Annotated in this window: 17 protein-coding genes; 11 read left to right on the forward strand and 6 right to left on the reverse strand. The window is 68.3% G+C overall.

What is annotated here, in order from left to right; all coding sequences use genetic code 11:
• Positions 1-41 precede the first annotated feature (41 nt).
• Both ABIA32_RS29975 and pcaB read left to right on the forward strand, forming a co-directional pair.
• On the forward strand, positions 42-2069 hold the full coding sequence (locus ABIA32_RS29975; RefSeq protein WP_370102265.1) for an FAD/NAD(P)-binding protein: 2028 nt from the start codon (positions 42-44) through the stop codon (positions 2067-2069).
• A complete protein-coding gene (gene pcaB / locus ABIA32_RS29980) occupies positions 2059-3483 on the forward strand; it encodes a 3-carboxy-cis,cis-muconate cycloisomerase (protein WP_370102268.1) in 1425 nt (474 codons plus the stop codon). The genes ABIA32_RS29975 and pcaB overlap by 11 nt, the downstream gene beginning before the upstream one ends.
• 204 nt (positions 3484-3687) lie before the next feature.
• Here the strand turns inward: pcaB and ABIA32_RS29985 are convergent, their stop codons facing one another.
• A complete protein-coding gene (locus ABIA32_RS29985; protein WP_370102271.1) occupies positions 3688-4314 on the reverse strand; it encodes a hypothetical protein in 627 nt (208 codons plus the stop codon).
• 622 nt (positions 4315-4936) lie between these two features.
• On the opposite strand from ABIA32_RS29985, the gene ABIA32_RS29990 reads away from it, so the two are divergent.
• The 7 genes from ABIA32_RS29990 (at position 4937) to ABIA32_RS30020 (ending at position 11648) form a co-directional block, all read left to right on the forward strand.
• Complete coding sequence (locus tag ABIA32_RS29990) at positions 4937-5701, forward strand: helix-turn-helix transcriptional regulator (RefSeq protein WP_370102273.1); 765 nt, start codon at positions 4937-4939, stop codon at positions 5699-5701.
• A gap of 71 nt (positions 5702-5772) precedes the next feature.
• Entirely contained in the window at positions 5773-6426 is a 654-nt protein-coding gene (locus tag ABIA32_RS29995; RefSeq protein ID WP_370102276.1) for an undecaprenyl diphosphate synthase family protein, read from the forward strand.
• Positions 6427-6554: 128 nt separating this feature from the next.
• A complete protein-coding gene (locus ABIA32_RS30000; RefSeq protein WP_370102279.1) occupies positions 6555-7472 on the forward strand; it encodes an aromatic prenyltransferase in 918 nt (305 codons plus the stop codon).
• Between the two features lie 203 nt (positions 7473-7675).
• On the forward strand, positions 7676-9196 hold the full coding sequence (locus ABIA32_RS30005) for an MFS transporter (protein ID WP_370102282.1): 1521 nt from the start codon (positions 7676-7678) through the stop codon (positions 9194-9196).
• A 253-nt stretch (positions 9197-9449) separates the two neighbouring features.
• Positions 9450-10868 (forward strand): DUF6851 domain-containing protein, encoded by a 1419-nt coding sequence (locus ABIA32_RS30010; RefSeq protein WP_370102284.1) that lies wholly within the window; start codon positions 9450-9452, stop codon positions 10866-10868.
• 280 nt (positions 10869-11148) lie between these two features.
• Positions 11149-11424 (forward strand): hypothetical protein, encoded by a 276-nt coding sequence (locus ABIA32_RS30015; RefSeq protein WP_370102287.1) that lies wholly within the window; start codon positions 11149-11151, stop codon positions 11422-11424.
• Positions 11421-11648 (forward strand): sigma factor, encoded by a 228-nt coding sequence (locus ABIA32_RS30020; RefSeq protein ID WP_370102290.1) that lies wholly within the window; start codon positions 11421-11423, stop codon positions 11646-11648. Before ABIA32_RS30015 ends, ABIA32_RS30020 begins: the two co-directional genes overlap by 4 nt.
• Here ABIA32_RS30020 and ABIA32_RS30025 read toward each other — a convergent pair.
• Positions 11638-12018 (reverse strand): DoxX family protein, encoded by a 381-nt coding sequence (locus ABIA32_RS30025; RefSeq protein ID WP_370102293.1) that lies wholly within the window; start codon positions 12016-12018, stop codon positions 11638-11640. The two genes, ABIA32_RS30020 and ABIA32_RS30025, sit on opposite strands and share 11 nt — an antisense overlap.
• Positions 12019-12421: 403 nt before the next feature.
• On the opposite strand from ABIA32_RS30025, the gene ABIA32_RS30030 reads away from it, so the two are divergent.
• Positions 12422-13822 (forward strand): MFS transporter, encoded by a 1401-nt coding sequence (locus tag ABIA32_RS30030; RefSeq protein WP_370102295.1) that lies wholly within the window; start codon positions 12422-12424, stop codon positions 13820-13822.
• Positions 13823-13900: 78 nt separating this feature from the next.
• Here ABIA32_RS30030 and ABIA32_RS30035 read toward each other — a convergent pair whose 3' ends face one another.
• The 4 genes from ABIA32_RS30035 to ABIA32_RS30050 all read right to left on the reverse strand — a co-directional run bounded on the left by ABIA32_RS30035 (position 13901) and on the right by ABIA32_RS30050 (position 17725).
• Positions 13901-14320 carry an SDR family NAD(P)-dependent oxidoreductase gene (locus ABIA32_RS30035; RefSeq protein ID WP_370102298.1) on the reverse strand — a complete coding sequence of 140 codons (420 nt, stop codon included), beginning with the start codon at positions 14318-14320 and terminating at the stop codon, positions 13901-13903.
• Positions 14242-14814 (reverse strand): SDR family NAD(P)-dependent oxidoreductase, encoded by a 573-nt coding sequence (locus ABIA32_RS30040; RefSeq protein ID WP_370102301.1) that lies wholly within the window; start codon positions 14812-14814, stop codon positions 14242-14244. Before ABIA32_RS30040 ends, ABIA32_RS30035 begins: the two co-directional genes overlap by 79 nt.
• 274 nt (positions 14815-15088) lie before the next feature.
• On the reverse strand, positions 15089-16354 hold the full coding sequence (locus tag ABIA32_RS30045) for a cation:proton antiporter (RefSeq protein WP_370102303.1): 1266 nt from the start codon (positions 16352-16354) through the stop codon (positions 15089-15091).
• Between the two features lie 90 nt (positions 16355-16444).
• Positions 16445-17725: an NAD(P)/FAD-dependent oxidoreductase gene (locus ABIA32_RS30050; RefSeq protein ID WP_370102306.1), complete on the reverse strand. Its 1281-nt coding sequence runs from the start codon at positions 17723-17725 to the stop codon at positions 16445-16447.
• A 628-nt stretch (positions 17726-18353) separates the two neighbouring features.
• On the opposite strand from ABIA32_RS30050, the gene ABIA32_RS30055 reads away from it, so the two are divergent.
• Positions 18354-18568, forward strand: a 215-nt coding sequence (locus tag ABIA32_RS30055; protein WP_370102309.1) for an NAD(P)-binding protein, incomplete at its 3' end; no start/stop codon positions are given.

Raw genomic sequence — 18568 nt, forward strand, 5'->3', positions numbered from 1 at the left:
CGGTCCTCGCCCTCCGCCCGGCATCGGCAGAAACGGTAGACATGACAGCCAGACATTCCACTGTGTGTGTGACAGGTGCCGGCCCGCGAGGACTCTCCGTGGTCGAGCGACTGTGCGCCAACGCCCGCTCGGCGCCCGAGGGCAGCACGGTCCACATCCATGTCGTCGACCCCTACCCGCCGGGCACTGGCAAGGTCTGGCGGACCGATCAGTCCCGCCTCCTGCTCATGAACACCGTGGCCGGACAGATATCGGTGTTCACCGACGCCTCCGTCGACCTGCGCGGTCCGCTGGAGCCGGGGCCGAGCCTGCACGAGTGGGCCGTGGCCCTGGAGTCGGGCGAGATCACCGGCGACCACCCGGCACACGTCCTCGCCGAAGCACGCGAGCTCGGCCCCGACACCTACCCGACCCGCGCCTTCTACGGCCGCTACCTCGGGTGGGCGTTCCGGCGCATCGTCGACCGAGCCCCCGACGCAGTGTCCGTTACCGTGCACCGGGCCCGCGTCGTGACCCTGGACGATGCCACCGACGCCGCGCACGGGCCCCGCCAGCGCGTCACGCTGGACGACGGAACGGTCCTGGACGAGCTCGACGCCGTCATCCTGTGCCAGGGCCATCTCCCGGCCCGCCCGAACCGGGCCGAACAGGAATTCGCGTCCCGGGCGCGGCAGGCGGGGCTGATCCACATCCCTCCGGCCAACCCCGCCGACGTCGACCTCGACGTGCTCACTCCCGGCACGCCGGTCCTGCTGCGAGGCCTCGGCCTGAACTTCTTCGACCACATGGCCCAGCTCACCGCCGGCCGCGGCGGCTCCTTCGCCCGGGTCGGCGGCCGACTCGTCTACCGCCCTTCCGGGCGCGAACCCCTGATCTACGCCGGGTCCCGCCGCGGCATCCCCTACCAGGCCCGCGGCGAGAACCAGAAGGGCCCCCACGGCCGCCACGAGCCGCTCCTGCTCACCGCAGGGCGCATCGCGGAACTGCGCCTGGCCCGCGGCCGCCTGGGTCTCGACTTCAAGGCCGACCTGTGGCCCCTGATCGCCAGGGAGGCCGAGACTGTCTACTACCGGACCCTGCTCACCTCCCGTGGATACACCGACCAAGCCCGGCAGTTCCAGGCCGACTACCTGCAGGCCGGACCGGACAGGCAGCAGACCGACGCCGTCCTCGAGGCCTACGGCATCGGCGAGAAGGACCGGTGGGACTGGGATCTGCTCGCCCACCCCTACCGGGACCGGGAGTTCGCCGGCCCCCGGGACTTCGCCGACTGGCTCCTCGACCACCTGCGCCAGGACGTCGAGGAGGCCCGCAACGGCAACGTCGACAGCCCCCTCAAGGCGGCCCTCGACGTCCTGCGGGACCTGCGCAACGAGGTGCGCCTCGCGGTCGACCACGGCGGCCTGGACGGCGACTCGTACCGTGAGGACCTCGACGGCTGGTACACCCCGCTCAACGCCCACCTCTCGATCGGTCCGCCGGCGCGACGCGTCGAGGAGATGATTGCGCTGATCGAGGCCGACGTGCTGCGCGTGATCGGTCCCGGCCTGCGCGTGCACGTGGACGCGGACGTGGACGCGGGTGCGGAGGCCGCTGGATACACCGTCAGCTCCCCTCTCGTGCCCGGTTCGCAGGTCCACGTCGACGCGCTCGTCGAGGCCCGCCTGCCCGAGATCACGCTCAGCCGTACCGACGACCCGCTCCTGTGCCACCTGCTGGCCACCGGGCAGTGCACCACCTACCGCATCCGCACCCGCTCCGCGGGCACGCACGAGACCGACGGACTGGCCGTCACCGAGCGGCCATTCCGCCTGATCGACGCGAACGGACACCCGCACCCGCGCCGCTTCGCCTTCGGGGTGCCGACGGAGTCGGTGCACTGGGTGACGGCAGCCGGCATTCGGCCCGGCGTCAACTCGGTGACCCTCACCGACTCCGACGCCATCGCCCGTGCGGCCCTCGCCTGCGGATCCGGGCCCTTGCGCGACCACGCGCTCGTCGGCGCGGCGAGAACAGCGGCGCCCGCACGCGACGTCCGCCAGGGACAAGGACTCACGCATGCTCACTGACACCGCCCCCACGGCGGCCGCCGTCCCGCCCCCGGCGCCGCTGGACTGCGGTCTGCTCTCGCCGGTCTGGACGGACGCGCCCGTCGTGGCCGCAGTGTCCGATCACGCGTGGCTCCAGGCCATGCTGGACGCCGAGGCGGCGCTGAGCCGGGCTCAGGCCCGGCTCGGCACCGTCCCCGCAACTGCCGCACGAGTGATCACCGAGTCGGCCCGGGCCGACCGGCTCGACCTGGCCTCCCTGGCCAGGCAGTCACGCCAGTCCGCCAACCCCGTGGTGGCGCTGGTGCGGGAGTTCGCCGGACTGGTGGCGACGCGCGACCCGGACGCGGCCGCGTACGTGCACCGCGGATCGACCAGCCAGGACATCCTCGACACGGCCACGATGCTCGTCGCCCACCGGACCCTTCGGCTGATCCGCGCAGACCTGGGACGCGTCGAGGTGGCGCTCGCCGCACTCGCCGAGGAACACCGGGACACCCTCATGGCGGGCCGGACCCTGGCCCTCCACGCAGTGCCCACGACCTTCGGCTGCAAGGCGGCCGGCTGGCGCCATCTCGTCCTCGACGCGGCAGAGAAGCTGGACCGGCTGAGCGAGGAGGGGCTTCCCGTCCAGCTCGGCGGAGCCGCCGGGACGCTGGCCGGATACCTCGAACACGCGCAGGGCGCCGAACCCGCGGCCTACGTCCAGCAGCTCACCGAGACGTTCGCGGCCGAGCTCGGGCTCATCGCCCCCCTGCTGCCGTGGCACGTGCTGCGCACACCCGTAGTGGACTTGGCCGCGGCCGCCGCGTTCACCTGCGGGGCCCTCGGCAAAATCGCCGTCGACGTGCTGTCCCTGACCCGGACCGAGGTCTCCGAGGTCCACGAGCCCGCCCCCACCGGTCGCGGCACCTCCTCGGCGATGCCCCACAAGCGCAATCCCGTGCTGGCCACCGCCATCAGATCCGCCGCGCTCCAGGCCCCTCAGCTCGCGGCCACCGTGCTGGGCTGCATGCTGACCGAGGACGAGCGCTCGGCCGGAGCCTGGCACGCCGAATGGGAGCCGCTGCGCGCCCTCCTGCGGCTGACCGGAGGAGCCGCGCACCAGGCGGTGGAGCTCGCCTCCCAGCTGACGGTGGACCCGCAGCGCATGCGCGCCAACGTCGAACTGACCGGTGGGCAGATCGTCTCCGAGAGGATCGGCGCCGTCCTCACGCCGCTGCTCGGGAAGACCCTGTCACGGGACCTGCTCAACGAGGCGTCCGCCCGGTCGGCTCGCACGGGTGAGACCCTCTCCGACATCCTGCGGCAGGACGACCGCCTGTCGGCCGCCCTCGCGGACGACCTGTTCGACCCGGCGGCCTACACGGGGGCGGCGCGTCAGTTGACGGACCGTGCGCTGTCTCGGACGCTGCCGCTGAGCGGCGAGGAGTAGGTCGAGGCGGCGGGACCGCTCACGCCAGGGACCGACGCTGCAGAGCGATGTCAGCGAGTTCCTCGATGTCGAACTGCGAACGGCCCGGTGTTCCGTATCGGGTGACTTTTCCCCGACTCACCCATTTCCGGATCGTCGCCTCGGATACACCTGCGGCGAGGGCGGCGACATTGGTTGGCACGAGTCGGTGGCGCGGCGGCCTGGTCATGCGACGACCTTTCTCTGCTGCTTCATGAGCTGTCGTAGGGTGATCCACTCATGCATTTCCCAGGAATGCCCGGACGAACAGGTGATGCTGCTTGCTCCGCTTTCCTGGATGCTCCGCGACGAGGCGCTCACCGTCCCTGTGCAGCCGTCCATGAAACACTCCCTCGCGGGCGTGGTAGCCGCGCCGGACTCGGCGTCGATGGCGCGAAGGCATTCGAGCCTGAGGCCCTCGATCTCGTCCGCGAAGTCGGCGGCCGGCGGCTGAGCGGCGAGCCACTGAAGGTTGAGCGTCAGGAAGCGTGCCAGCTGGGGAACCGAGCGGGCCGGGGTGACGGCTCCGAGCTCCTGTGCGACGACCTCCGACCAGGACTCGAGGATGGTGAGCAGGTTGTGCCGGGCGTCGAGCGCGGAAGCGTTCAGGTGATCACGCCTGCGACTCCCGGAGACCTTCGTCGGATTCAGTCGCCTGGGCGTCGGCGCTATGTGGTGCAGGCACTCCCGGTGCAGGGAGGGGAGCATGCGCAGAGTGCGTTCCACCTGCTTGATGCAGGGAGCGCAGAGGACGGATCCGGTGGCGGCGGGAATCTCCTGGGAGTGGTCTCTGGCGCACAGGTGAACCTTCATTGAATCTCCGTTCCGATGGCGGCAGTGAATTCAAGACCGGTGCACGATCCGGATCAGAAGGATTCAGCGGTCATGTGCTTTCCATTCCCCCGGGGACGCGCCTGCCGCCGAACGTAACGACCGGTGGTCGAGTCCCGATACAGCCGCGGACGCGCACGGATGTACTCGGGTCTCGGGTGCGTTCGAAGCGGTGGGGCGCCGTGATGCAGGTCACATTGGGGCACTCTTGGCGCTGCGATGCGGGCCGTGTCACGATTTCGGCACACCACGCCTGCCCAAAAACCGCAGCGAGGCAGTGGATTGAGTACTGCGTCCACCAGCGCGCGAAGGCGGGACCGAGTCCGTGCCGAATCCGCCTGACGCAGTGGCCGGTGTCCGTATGTGGCCAGGCCGTCGCCGGACACCCTGAACCCCTGGTGCGACCCCGGTCGCCGGGCGATCGTTGATCGCGAAATCCGGCCGAGAAAATCCTGAGGAACCGCAGCTTCAGGGACATTCCTCACCTGCGAGCACCGGCGACGCCTCTACCGGACCTGCGCCCAGGCCGGCCCCTGCCGCCGTCGCGGTGACTCCCGGGATCTCCGGCTGCCGACCGCCTAATGATCGGGATCAGGAGCCCTTCATGGAGCACCTAGTGCAGCCTGCCGTCACCACCATTCGGGAACGCTTCTGGGAGCCGTTGAGCCTCGATGAGCTCGCGCAGAGCGCGATGCTCAGCAAGTACCACTTCCTGAGAACGTTCAGCCGGGTCACCGGCGTCACCCCAGGACGGTTCCTGAGTGCTGTGCGGCTCCAGGAGGCCAAGCGTCTGCTCCTGAGCACCTCGCTCAACGTCGCCGACGTCTCGGCCCGGGTCGGTTACAGCAGTACGGGGAGTTTCACCCGCCGTTTCACTGAGTCGGTCGGTCTCTCCCCCACGCAGTACCGGAAGTTGTCGCTCGCAGCCGACCGCGGGACGCGGGAGCCCACCTTGTCCGACGCGGCGTCAGCCGTGCCCGCGCCGGTGCCGGCGACCCGGTCCACCGGCTCTGTGACGGGGGCGCTGCGCGCCGCCGGGACCGCACTCTCGCCCGTCTACGTCGGCGCCTTCGACAGCCCCATACTCCAGGGGGCCCCCGCGTCCTGGAACTACGCGCCCGCGCCGGGGCACTTCACGCTGACCCGCATCCCCACGGGTATTTGGTACATCCACGCGCTGGCCCAGGGCCGGCACCCCGACAGCGCCGCCGACCCGGATCTCACCCTGCTGCTGGCCACCGCGGGCCCGGTGGAGGTGGAGGGCGATACGGAACACCGCCTCGACGTCACCCTGTCCCCGCTGGACTGGACCCGGCCGCCGATCCTGTCCGCCGTGATGGGCATCGAGCCGCAGCCGATGGCGGCGTGAGCCCGACCGCAGCGTCGACGCCCACGCACATGCTTTCGAATCGACAGATCACGTAACCAAAGGAGATCATCGTGACCACCTTGATGCTGCTGCCGGACGGAATGCGCCGCTGGTCCCAAGCGCATGGCGTCTCCCTTGACGACGGCTACACGGCGATGGCGGACAAGCTCATCGAGTTCATGGGCTGGGCCAAGGAGGAGGGCATCACGACCCTCTACGTCACGGCCTCCTCCGCCGCGAACCACAGTCGTCCCGAGTCTGCGGTGATCACCTTCATGGAGGCGTTCAACGACGTGGTGAAGCGGTGTCACAACGACTGCAACTTCGAGTTCTCCGGGTCGCTCGACCTCGTTCCCGACCTCCACCTCACCGAGCTGGAGGCGCTTCGGGACAAGTCGAACAAGGAGTCGGAGTTCACTCTCCACTACATCCTGGGGATGTCCCTCTCGCACGAGGTGGTCGGCATCTTCAACAAGCTGAACGGGAAGATCCCGGTCATGACCGAGGAGATCCTGGCGGCCAACGCGTACGTTCCGAAAGAGGTCGACTTCCTCATCCGCACCGGCGGTGCGATCCGCATGTCCTCCTTCTTCCCGCTGATGTCCCCGTACGCCGAGCTGCACTTCTCCTCCCTCCTGTTCCCCGACATGACGCGAGCCGACTTCGACGCGGCTCTCCAGGACCTTCGGGGACGGGACCGGCGCTTCGGCGGCTACCCGGCATGAGCCCCCGTCTGGACCGGATGGATAGCGAATTTCCACCGGATCTGTAGCGGTCATAAGTTATGGTCGAGGAGAGATGGAGTGCGGGATTCCCTATGGAAAGAATTGCTAGCGCCGAGTATGGAGGATTGATGTCCGGGGACACTGCGGCAGAAGAGTTGTACTCGGCCATTGAGGAATCGGCGCACCTGGTGGGTGCAGCCTGTTCACGCGACAACGTCTGGCCGATCCTGAGTGCGTTCGGGGAAGGACTCGCGGAGGCTCTGATCGTTTTCAGCGTCCAGACCGGCGGGCGCCACGCAGGAGAGCTGGACTACAGCTTCACTACACCTCCAGGCTTCGGCGATCCATATCCCCATGCGCTGTCCCACGGCTTTGTCTCCGAGACGGACCATCCCGTCGGCTCCGTGCTCTCGGACATTCAGGGGCGGTGGGCCATCAGGGAGCACTTCATCGACGCCGGAGTCGTCGGCGGGTTCAAGAAGCTCTACGCGCACTTCCCTGATGACCTGCAGAAGGTGTCAGCGCTCGCCGACATCCCTTCGATGCCGAGTGCCGTGGCCGAGAACGCGAGTTTTTTCGCCCGCTACGGCCTGGACGAAGTGGCGATGATAGGGGTCGACTACAACCGCAGGACGATGAATTTGTATTTCCAGTTCGCTGCCGAAGGCCGTCCCGAACCGAGTGCGATCCTGTCGATGCTTCGCGAAATCGGATTGCACGAGCCGGACCAGCGGATGCTGGAGTTCGCTCAGAAGTCGATGAGGGCGAATATCACCCTCAGCTGGGATTCTCCGAAGATCGTGCGGGTCTGCTTCGCCCCTCCGCCGGGCCGCGGCATGGAGCCGTCGGCGGTTCCCGCTCCGATAGAGCCGCACATCGAACGGTTCGTGACAAGTGCTCCGCGCGCGTATGACGGCGAGCGCATGAGCCTCTATGGCGTCAAATGGTTCCCTGATGGGGAATACATTGATGTCTGTACATACTATCGGCTCGCGGCAGAGTACGAGCCTTTCCGTCTCATGGAAACCCGCACGAAGCAGGCGTAAGGCATCGAGGGGCGGACGCCGACTACGCCCGGCAGCGATCGGTCGAGGAGGCGCTGCCGAAGCGGGTGGGAGCTGCGGCGTTGCGCCGTGCGGGCTCGTTCGGCCGGTCCCGCTCGGCCGTCGTGTCACAAGCCGGCCGCAGTGCCCGTCTCATGGGTGAGGCCTCAAGTCCGTTTGATGCAACATTGAACAAGGAGATGATCATGGAAGCACGGAGCGCAGCCCCTGCGGCCGGGCCGAGCTCGGGGGCAGCCGGGGACCCAAGGCGCTGGCTGATCCTCGCGGTCGTGTGCACCGCCTACCTCATGGTCGGCCTCGACCTGACCGTGGTGAACATTGCGCTTCCGTCGGCGCAGAATGCGCTGGGGTTCACGAACGCCGACAGGCAGTGGATCGTGACGGCGTACGCGCTGCCGTTCGGGAGCCTGCTGCTGTTCTGCGGGCGGCTGTCCGACCTGATCGGCCGTAAGCAGACCTTCCTGACCGGGCTGACCGGCTTCGCGGTCGCCTCCGCCGTCGGCGGCGCCGCGACCAACTTCGGAATGCTGGTAACGGCCCGTGCCTGCCAGGGAGCCTTCGCCGCGATGCTGGCACCGGCCGCCCTGGCCCTGCTGGCCACCACGTTCACCGACCCGAAGGAGAAGGGCAAGGCCTTCGGTATCTTCAGCGGGGTCGCGGCCAGCGGCACGGGCCTGGGGCTGATCGTGGGGGGTGCGCTGACCTCCACCCTGAGCTGGCGGTGGTGCCTGTACGTCAATCTGCTCTTCGCAGGAATCGCGCTCATCGGAGGCGCGCTGCTGCTGAAGAAGCAGCCCAAGACGGGCGCCCGGATGGACGTCCCGGGCGTGCTTGCCGCGTCGGGCGGGATGTTCTGTGTGGTCTACGGCCTGTCCAACGCAGCGAGCCACAGCTGGGGCACGCCCTCGACGTGGGGCTTCCTCGCACTCGGCGGCGCGCTGCTGATCGCTTTCGCGGTCTGGCAGACGCGCGCCGCGCATCCGCTGCTGCCGACCCGGGTCGTTCTCGACCGCAACCGCGGCGGCGCGTACCTCACCATGCTGATCGTCGGGACCGGCATGTTCGGTGTCATGCTGTTCCTCGTCTACTACATGCAGATCGACCTCGGTTACTCGGCCATCACCTCGGGTGTGGCGCTGCTGCCGATGATCGTGCTCACCGGCGTAGGAGCCAACGTCAGCGCCATCAAGTTGCTGCCGAAGTACGGCCCCAAGCCGTTGATCACCGGCGGCCTGCTGATGAGCGCGGCCGGCATGGGCTGGCTGACCACGATCGGCGTGCACTCCGGCTATGCGGCGCACCTGCTCGGGCCGCTCGCGCTCGTCGGTGCCGGCATGGGCCTGATCTACGGCGCGGCGCTGCGCACCGGCACCGCAGGGGTGGCACTACAGGACACGGGAATCGCCTCGGCGTCCGTCAGCACCGGCCAGCAGCTCGGCGGCGCCATCGGCACCGCACTGCTCAACACGGTCGCCGCCAGCGCCACCAGCAACTGGCTGGGCAGCCACGCGCAAGGACAGCCGACCCCGGCGCAGCTCCACCTCGCATCGATCCACGGCTACACCACGGTGTTCTGGTGGTGCACCGCGATCTTCGCCGCCGGCGCTGTCTTCTCCAGCCTGGTGCTGCGCCGCGGTCCGCTGCCCGCGCCCCCCGGCGCCCCCGCTGAGAAGCCGGTCGAGCAGGCCGAACCAGCACGATCCTGACGCGCGTCAAGCCCAGACCCGCGGGTCCGGTGTTCGGCGATGGCCCGGGTGACCCGGTCATCGCCGAACACCCCGGCTTGGTCGTTCCCGTCGTCACGTACGGCAGCGGCGGCCGCGTATTGATGACGCGTCGAACCACATCACGATCGCGGTGGCCAAACTGCCCGCGGGCGCCTCTAGCCCGCGGACCAGCAGCGAAGTACACCCGCACAGCCAACTAGCTGCCGAATCTTCAACGACAAGGAACACGACCATGGCCAAGCCCGGACCCTTCGACCTCGACAGCGGCAACTTCTACCGAGACCTGATCGGCGCGGCCGGCGACACGTCCGGGCGGGAGCAGACCATCGGGCCCAAGGACGTCTCCATCATCATCTGGATCCAAGCCGTTCTGCAGACCGCGTGGTTCGACGCACTGGCGCCCTATCACCCGACCGCGGTCGGCGTGCACTCCCGGATCGGCCGCCGCCCCGCCGAGGAGTCCGCCACCAACAGGAACAAGAACATCGCCGCCCTGCACGCCTCTTACCAGGTGGTGAAAGCCACGTATCCGGAGCGGGCGCACGTCATGGGGCAACTGCTGACCTTCATCGGCTTGGACCCCGACGACGAGTCGGAGGACCAGACCACTGCGGTCGGCATCGGCAACACAGCCGGCAAGGCCGCCCTCAAGGCCCGCGAGCGGGACGGCATGAACTTCCTCGGTGACGAGGGCCGCGCGTACAACGGCCAGCCCTACGACGACTACACCGGCTATCAGCCCGTCAACACCGCCTATGAACTGGTCGACCCCTCGCGCTGGCAGCCGGCGATCGGCCCTCACGCGCGCCGCATCGGTGGCGGGACGGGCGACAAGGGCGTCTTCAACGTCCAGCAGTTCGTCACCCCGCAGCTGCGGCTGGCCAAGGCCTACACCTTCGGGGACCCCGGCCAGTTCAAGCTTGCCCCGCCCGAGCACCTCGACCACACCAACCCCCGCGAGTACAAGCGCTCGGTGGACGAGGTCCTTGAGGCGTCGGCCGGACTCACCGACGAGCAGAAGGTGAAGACGGAGTTCTTCGACAACACCTACCTGGGCATCCTCCAGTCGACGAAGGCCGCCGCCATGGCCCACGATCTGGACCTGGACGGCTGGGTCCACCTGCTCTTCACAAGCTCCGTGGCTCAGCTCGACGGGCTGATCGCCGCCTGGCACCAGAAGCACGAGTACGACGCCGTGCGGCCGTTCAGCGCGATCAAGCACGTGTACGGCAGCAACCCGGTGACCGCCTGGGGTGGACCCGGCAAGGGGACGGTCGACGACATCCCCGCCGACCAGTGGGCCAGCTATCTGCCCGCAGGGGACGACCCTGACTACCCTTGCGGCGCCACGACGCTCTGCGCCGCACAGGCGCAGGCTGCGCGGCGCTTCCTCGGCGACGACGTCCTGGACTGGACGCATCCGGTCCCCGCCGGTTCGACGCTGACGGAGCCGGGGATCACTCCCGCCGAGGACATCGCGCTGCGCTACGCGACCTGGACCGACTTCGAAAAGGACTGCGCTGGCAGCCGCGTGTGGGCCGGCGTGCACTTCAAGGCGACGGCTGAGACGTCCCTTGAGTTCGGTGTGCAGTTCGGCGACCGAGCCTACGAGTACGTGCAACGGCACATCAACGGCGACGTCGAGGACTGACCCCGCAGCGCCAGGACGCGCCGCCGCCTGCGCGACAAGGCGGCGGCGCCGGTCCGGCGTGTTCACGCCGAACAGCAGGCCGGCGGGTACCGACACCTTCCCCGGGCCGACCCCCGGCCGCCGACAGTCGGCCCTGTCAGGTCGTCCATCCAGCCGAATCCCGCGGGCGCGTACCCGCCCCTCCGGTATGTGCCGCCGCACCCGGCGGGGAACCGCACCGCACACCGGAGCAGGAGACAACCGGAACCGACCGAAGGGAAGCGGAGTGATGGGTGCTGCTATGCCTAACCCGAAGCCGCACGCGCGCAAGGCCGAGATCGCGTCCCGGGCCTGGGCCGAGGCCCTCTCCATGTCCTGCGCCGTTCCCGGCTCCGCCCACCGCCCGTCCGGCGAACTGGCAGCCGCCGCCCTGCGAGCACACGGCGCGCTGTCGGCAGGCCTCGGGCAGTGCGTCCCCTTCACCGGGCTGGGGCCAGGCGGCGGCGGGGTGCGCGGGCTCGCCGCCTTCCTCGCCGTGTATGCCGGCGAGCAGGAGCAGCAGGGGGAGTTGGCGTGAGCCGGATCGAAGAGTTCGAGGAGTCGCGGCCACTGCTGTTGTCGATTGCCTACCGGATCCTGGGCCCCGCCGGCGAGGTCGATGACGCGGTGCACGAGGCCTGGCTGTGCTACGAGGCCCTTCCCACAGAGCCCGCTTCGAGCAGGGCGTTCCTGTCGGCCTTGGTCGCTCGCATCGCGCTCGACCGCTGGAGACGACCGCGGCAGGCCCCGGTCAGCCGGTGAAGGACTCGGGGCCGAAGCGGCCCCAGGCCACAAACACCGCCAGGGCCAGGTAGACAAGGTCCACCACCACTGCCGCCTCGTGACGGCGGAGGCGTGTGATGACCGCGCCGGCCATCAGCAACGCCGCACCGACGGCAGCCAGCGGCACCAGAACAGGCGCGATGTCGAGCGTGGCGGGCAGGAGCAGGCCCACCGCGGCGAGGAGTTCGACGGCTCCGATGGCCCTGACCGAGCCGGCGCTGAAATCCTCGACCCAACCCCCGGCGGGGTAGGCGGCCAGCTTCTCCTTGGGAATGAGCAGCTTGGTGGTACTGGCGGTGAGGAAGACAACAGCCAGCAGCCCGGCGACGATCCACAGCGCGAGGTTCACGAGGTTTCTCCTTGAAGAGGTGTAGAGCACCGCGGCCTCCCGCCAGGCCGCGACCAAGGTCAGGCGCGTGAAGGTGTCCCTGACCGGTGTACGGACTCCCTCCCCGGGGCCGTACGGGTGAACGTCCTGGCGTGACCGTGCAGGCGGCCGTGACCGCTGGAGGGCCGTGCGCCGCGCGACGGGAGAGTAGCCACACCGCAGCGGCTGCCAGACAGCAGAGTGCCCGCCGGCACCCCTCAGCGCATCAGAATCCCGACGCGTTCATCCGTATGCGGGTAGGGCCGTTCAGGTGTACGCCGACACACCGCCCTCCAACAGCAAGCAGAGCACGTCACAACGCGCTGCCTCTTTCTGAGCCGGCCGCGACTGCTGCAACCACTCTCCCCGGACGAAAGGTTCCGCCATGACTACGGATGTCTCGGCAATGTTGAGTCCGCAAGACTTCATCGACCAGAATCCGATGAGCCGCCGACAGTGGCGCATCGTGGTGTTGGGCCTGCTCATGATGGTTGCCGAAGGACTCGACTCCACCGTCGTCGCCCTCGTCTATCCCAAGATCGTCAAGGAGTGGGGGACACCCCTTGCGACAGTGACCGCCACCGTCGCGTTGGGCGTGCTGGCGATGGTCGTCGGCGGCGTGGCCGTCGGTCCGCTCGCCGACCGGTACGGGCGCAAAGTCGTCGCGGTCGCAGGCATCTCCGTGTTCGGCCTGGGCACGGCTTGCATGGGACTCGCGCACAATATCGGCGCCTTCGCCGGGTTGCGGATCGCGGCGTGCCTGGGGCTCGGTGCGGTCCTCCCGGCCGTGCTGGCTCTTGTCGCGGACTGGACTCCGGTCAAGCGCAGAAGCCAGACGGTCACGCTGGCCTTTGCAGGCGTAGCGGTCGGAACCACCGTCGGCGGAATTCTCGCCTCGGCCCTCATTCCCGCGTACGGCTGGCCCACGCTGATGGGTGTGTGCGGGCTCGCTCCCCTCCTGCTGATCCCGGCGATCGTCCTGTTCGTCCCGGAGTCCGTGAGCGTGCTCGCCGCCCGCAGGCAGTCGGTGTCCGATGTGCGAAATGCCCTCTGCGCCGTCAGACCGGACCAGGACCTGTCGGGCGTGGTCCTGGACCAGTCCGCAGTGCGGCGTCGCCCGCGGTCGGCGACGCGGGTCATCCTGTCCAGGGATTTCGCTCTCACCACGGTCTTGCTGTGGCTGTGCTTCTTCGTGGGCCTGGGAGTCGTGTTCGTGATCCTCAGTTACCTGCCGCTGCTGGTCGAGCGCATGGGTCTGACGACCGCACAGGCCGGAGCGGCCATCGCGGTGTTCGGGGGAGCCAGCCTGGTGGGAGAGCTCGCCGTGGCATTCGCTCTCAAGCGGTTCGATCGGTTCCGAGTGCTGGCAGCGCTGTGGGCGCTTGGCGTGTTCGGCCTCGGTGCAGCTGCGCTGTGGGCTGTGCAGTTCGCCGCGCTGCTCGTTGCGGCATTCGTCCTCGGGCTCTGCCTTCCGGCGGCGAACGCCGCGCTGCAGGCGGTGGCCGCAGTCGCCTACTCGCCGTCCGCGCGCGCCACGGGAGTGAGCTGGGCGAACGGCATGGGTCGGCTGGGCGCCCTGGCCAGCGGCCTGTTCGGCGGCATGATGGTCCAAGCACACTGGACCTTGGCCACGGTCCTCCTCGTCCTGACCGTGCCTGTCGGGCTCGGCATCCTGGCCACCCTGACGCTGCACGCCCGGAGCCGAGGGGACCGGGCCGAGCCGTATTCCGGCCCGCGGCCGCTTCCGGCACCCGCTCCCGAGGGGTCTGTACCGTCATCGGTGTAACTCCCCGATCACGCGTCGAGTCTGCCGTCACCGCCGAGAGGAACGACGCGGCTCAGGTCTCGCAGGCTCGGGTCGAGGTTACCGATCTTCCTGCTCGAGCTTGCCGTGGGCCAGCCGGTGGGCGTAGACCTGCTGGAGGATCTGGTGGAAGCCCTGGCCGAAGAGCACCCGCAGGGGCGGGTTGTCGGAGTCGACGATCTCGAGGAGTGCCTGGGCCGCGGCGGCCGGGTCGCCGGCGGGCTGCTTTCCCATGACTCCGGCGAGGCGCTGGCGGAGGCCGTCATAGATCGGGTTGGCCACGGCCGTGTGACCGTTGGCAAGCGGATCCGGGTTCTTGCCGGACCCGGTGGCGAAGCCGGCGGGCTCGACCACGGTCACCTGGACACCGAAGTCAGCGACCTCCTGGGCGAGGGTTTCATTCAGGGCTTCGAGGGCCCACTTGGAGGCCTGGTATGCGCCGCCGAGCGGCACGGCGATGAGCCCGGCGACTGAGGACATCTGAATGATGTGACCCGCGCCTGCTCGCGCAGGAAGGGTAGCGCGGCCTGCAGCACCCACACCGCGCCGAACAGGTTGGTCTCGAACTGGTCGCGCAGTTGCTTCTCGGTCAGCTCCTCGATCGCGCCGATCCGGGTGTAGCCCGCGTTGTTCACGATGACGTCAAGTCGGCCGAGGTGTTCCTTGGCCCGCGTCACGCTTTGGAAGACGGCCATCCTGTCGGTCACGTCCAGCTCGAGAGAGCACCGCGTCGCCATAGGCGCCGACCAACTCATCAAGGCTTCCGGCGTCCGGGCGGTCGCGGCCACTTGGTCGCCGCGAGACAGCGCGGCCTCGACGAAGCTGCGACCCAGACCGCGCGACGAACCGGTGACGAACCAGACCTTGCTCGTGATGGCTTCCGTTCTGTCGTTCCTGGCTCTCGAACACGAGACGCCGACGCCCCGTTCCCTGTGACACGCGCGGCTACGTGTCGGGTGCCGTACACAGTCCACGGGGATGCGCTCACTGCACTGCTGTGCAATGACTCCAGTGCCTGACCCGCAGATGGGAAGTGTCGGCAACTCGCGTCGGGAATCAGCAGAAGCACGCCCTGGCGCGGCCCGGTGTCTACCGCGGCCATATCCAGGTCGACACCGCGAGCGGCGTGAAGGCGACCTCCTGGGTCAGGAGCCGTGCCCGCACAGCCGCTCGGGCTCGTCGCGTTCTGACTGTGGTGAACCCGCCGGGTCGACTCCAGTCCTTGGTCTCCGTCCGGGCCGGCCGCGATCAGGAGAAGGCTTCAGCGGCGTGAGCCGGCTCAGGTTGTGTCTGCGCATCCCAGGCGGGGACTCCCACGGGCTTGCGGAGCACGATCGTCAGCAGCGGGCCGGTCATTGCCGTGGTTAGAACCGCCATGGCGACCATCAGAGAGTACAGCTTGCCGTCCAGCAACCCTAGTTGCAGGCCGACACCCAGGATGATCAGTTCGGTGAGTCCTCGGGTGTTCATCAGCGTGGCCAGGGCGGCGGCCGAGCGGCCCGGCATCCCCTGGCTGCGCGCGCCCACGTACGTGCCGCCGAACTTGCCGGCCACGGCGACGACAAGGATCGCGCCGAAGTCCGCCAGCTGGCTCGGGCCGAGGCCGCTCAGGTTGACATTGAAACCGGCCACCACGAAGTAGAGAGGCATCAGGAAACCGGTGATCTGCGTGGTGCGTTCATGGATCGTGGAGCGCAGTACCGTCGCACCCTCCCGCGGCATCACCACGCCGAACAGGAACGCCCCGAAGATGTAGTGCAGGTTCATCGCCTCGGTGGCAGCCCCGCACAGCAGCGCTCCGGTGAACACGATGGCGAGCTGCCCGGGACCGAGCGGCCCGGCGACGCCGCCCGGCAGCAGGATCCGACGCAGCAGCGGCCGACCCCCGAGGACCAGCACGGCGACGAAGGGCACTATCAGCGCCACACGCCAGTGTCCCGAGCCGCCGCCGGCAGCCGCCTGAACCCCGGCGAGCGCGACCCAGGCGACCACGTCCACCACCGCGGCCGACGCCAGCGCCAGTCCGCCCAGCGAAGTGGTGGAGATCCGCCGGTCGGACAGGATCCGCGCCAGCACGGGAAAGGCGGTCACTGACACCGAGAGCCCGATGAACACGGTGAACGCGGTGACGTTGTGGCTGGGGTGGTCCCGCAGCAGGTAGACGGCCAGACCGATCCCCAGCAGGAACGGCACCAAGGTGGAGCCGATCGCGGCGCCCGCGCTCACCCGGCCGGTGCTGCGCAGCGCCTGGTGTTCGATCTCCAGGCCGATCGTGAACATGAACAGGGCGACTCCGACCGACGCCAGTGCCGTAAGCAACGGCCGTACGTCGGAGGGGAAGAGCGTATGGGCAAGGCTTCCGCCGAACAGTGTGGGGCCCAGTGCGATACCCGCCAGGATCTCCCCGACCACGGGTGGTTGGCCGATCCGCACTGCCAGGGTTCCGAGTCCGCGGGCGAGCAGGAGTATCAACGTGAGGTCGAGAAAGAGCATCTCGATCTGATGGCTTTGCATTTCCAGACCCTCCCGTGCGGCAGTCGCTCCGTTCACTGCGACTGCCGCACCCTCAATTCCGTCCGACTGTCCCGTCCGGAAGCCCGAGCGTCAGTTCCCGGCGATGGATGGACGCGTGGCATCGGCTATGAGGTCGTCGAAGTTGAGATTGAAGAGTGCGTGCCGTCCGCTGAGTCCGGAGATCAGCTTGACGAAGTCCACGCTCGCCTCGTTCTCCTTCTCGGGGTCGGTGATCTCCTGTGCCAGGGTGAAGTAGAAGCCCTTGGTCTTCGAGCGATCGTAGAACTGCTCCACGAACTTGCGGATGTCATCGAAGAACTCGCGGTACGCGGTGGCGTACCGGTCGAGCGCCTTCTCCTCGATCTCCGGGTACTCGATGATCTTGTCGACGATCTTCGACAGCGCGCTGCCCGCCATTGTCGCGAGCGCGACTCCGGTGGAGAACAGGGGGTCCACGAAGGCGGCGGCGTCCCCGACCAGGACCCAGCCATTTCCGTAGAAGCGCTCGTTGGTGTAGGACCAGTCGCGCGCGGTGCGGAAACCCGCGGTCTGGTGGGCGTCGCTCAGGAGGCCCTTGAGCTTGGTGGTGCGTGCCTGCTGGGCGACGAAGAGCTCTTCGAGAGACTTGTCGTTCCCACCCGCGGCCGTCTCCGAACGCGTCACATAACCGACGCTGGTAACGCTCTTGTCGATCGGAATGGCCCAGAACCAGCCGTCCTGGAGCCCTTCGATGAGGATGTTGCTCCACTCGTCGCCGGGGAGCCGGTGGCAGTTGTCGAAGTACGTCCACACCGCGACGTTCCGCAGCTGGTCGTGCCAGCTGATGTCGGAGAACTTCCTGCCGAGTACGCGGGCCTGCCCAGAGGCGTCGATGACCAGGGAAGCCCTTGCCTCGTGAGTTCCTTCGAGCCCGCGCAGAGCGTACCGGATGCCGACGACGCGGCCGTCCTCCTCGATGGGCTCCTTCACTGTGGCTTCCTCCACGACGAAGGCGCCCAGTTCACGTGCCCGGTCCAGAATCATCGCGTCCAGGTCGGCACGGCGCGTGTGGTAGGAGTATTCGTAGGAGCCGCCCTTGTTGAACGAGAAGTTCCAGGGGACCTGGTTGTTGCCCCATACCAAGGTGCCGCCGTACTTGCGCTCGAATCCCATCTGCTCCATGCGATCGAGCAGGCCGAGTTCCTCCATGGGCTTCATGAATGCGGGAATGAGTGATTCTCCGACGTGGTATCGGGGGAACCGCTCACGGTCGAGTACGAGAACGCGGCGTCCGCGCTGGGCGAGAAGCCCCGCGGTGGTCGCACCGGCGGGTCCGCCGCCGATGACGATAACGTCGAAATCGTCAGGAAACCCGTAGAGAGTGGACGACATGCGAGACCTTCCCCAGTTTCGATCCGGCCGCACTCGAGAGTCGCGTGAAGAGTTCTTCCGCTCCCGCAGCGCGTTCGCAGACCAGAGTGCAGGGATCAATGAGGTGATGTCATCGCTCAGATTGCTCAGTGAGCGTCATCTTGTTGGGCGGGGGTGAAATGGGCAGGCCAAGTGGCGTGATGTAGCGAGGCCCAGCGTTGTTGGTGTGCTGATCTCACTCAACACGCCCATGGCCGCCGAGGGACCTCGTGGGTTCCGTGTCCTTCTATGGCCGACGTCCCGCTCGAGCTCGATGAGCACGTCGCCCGGCCCATCTACGCCCGAGGGCGTGAATGCCGTTCGCGCTGGCGCAAGTTGGGCGGCTTCAAGCTGCCCTTCCGCGGCGGCTCACCTGCGGAAGAACGAGAGGTTCGCCGCAGGTCGGCGCCGGGGTCGGGCTCTCGCAGGTGACAGCCTGGCGATACGTTGACGAGCCTGTTCACGCGTCGCCCCGACCGACCCATTAGTCGAGCTCATGGGGGCGTAGAGGTGGAGTGACTACTGTGGCAGGGCGGCGTAGGTGAGGGTTGCCTTACCACGTGCCCTCGCCGCTGTCCGTCCACCTGTCTGCTTGAAGGAGTCCGCCGACATGACACGCTCTCTCCGGGTCGCCGTGGTCGGTTCCGGCCCTGCCGGCATCTATGCCGCTGACGCGTTGCTGAAGTCCGACGCCGCTCGGGATCCGGGTGTGTCCATTGACATCTTCGAGCGGATGCCCGCCCCGTTCGGCCTGATCCGCTACGGCGTCGCCCCCGACCACCCCCGGATCAAGGGCATCATCACCGCGCTGCACCAGGTCCTCGA

The sequence above is a fragment of the Streptacidiphilus sp. MAP12-20 genome (genome assembly GCF_041262525.1).
Lineage (GTDB): Bacteria > Actinomycetota > Actinomycetes > Streptomycetales > Streptomycetaceae > Streptacidiphilus.

Coding starts and splice junctions, on each gene's coding strand:
- ABIA32_RS29975 (WP_370102265.1), top strand. CDS start 42: ATGACAGCCAGACATTCCACTGTGTGTGTGACAGGTGCCGGCCCGCGA.
- pcaB (WP_370102268.1), top strand. CDS start 2,059: ATGCTCACTGACACCGCCCCCACGGCGGCCGCCGTCCCGCCCCCGGCG.
- ABIA32_RS29985 (WP_370102271.1), bottom strand. CDS start 4,314: ATGAAGGTTCACCTGTGCGCCAGAGACCACTCCCAGGAGATTCCCGCC.
- ABIA32_RS29990 (WP_370102273.1), top strand. CDS start 4,937: ATGGAGCACCTAGTGCAGCCTGCCGTCACCACCATTCGGGAACGCTTC.
- ABIA32_RS30000 (WP_370102279.1), top strand. CDS start 6,555: ATGTCCGGGGACACTGCGGCAGAAGAGTTGTACTCGGCCATTGAGGAA.
- ABIA32_RS30005 (WP_370102282.1), top strand. CDS start 7,676: ATGGAAGCACGGAGCGCAGCCCCTGCGGCCGGGCCGAGCTCGGGGGCA.
- ABIA32_RS30010 (WP_370102284.1), top strand. CDS start 9,450: ATGGCCAAGCCCGGACCCTTCGACCTCGACAGCGGCAACTTCTACCGA.
- ABIA32_RS30015 (WP_370102287.1), top strand. CDS start 11,149: ATGCCTAACCCGAAGCCGCACGCGCGCAAGGCCGAGATCGCGTCCCGG.
- ABIA32_RS30030 (WP_370102295.1), top strand. CDS start 12,422: ATGACTACGGATGTCTCGGCAATGTTGAGTCCGCAAGACTTCATCGAC.
- ABIA32_RS30035 (WP_370102298.1), bottom strand. CDS start 14,320: ATGTCCTCAGTCGCCGGGCTCATCGCCGTGCCGCTCGGCGGCGCATAC.
- ABIA32_RS30045 (WP_370102303.1), bottom strand. CDS start 16,354: ATGCAAAGCCATCAGATCGAGATGCTCTTTCTCGACCTCACGTTGATA.
- ABIA32_RS30050 (WP_370102306.1), bottom strand. CDS start 17,725: ATGTCGTCCACTCTCTACGGGTTTCCTGACGATTTCGACGTTATCGTC.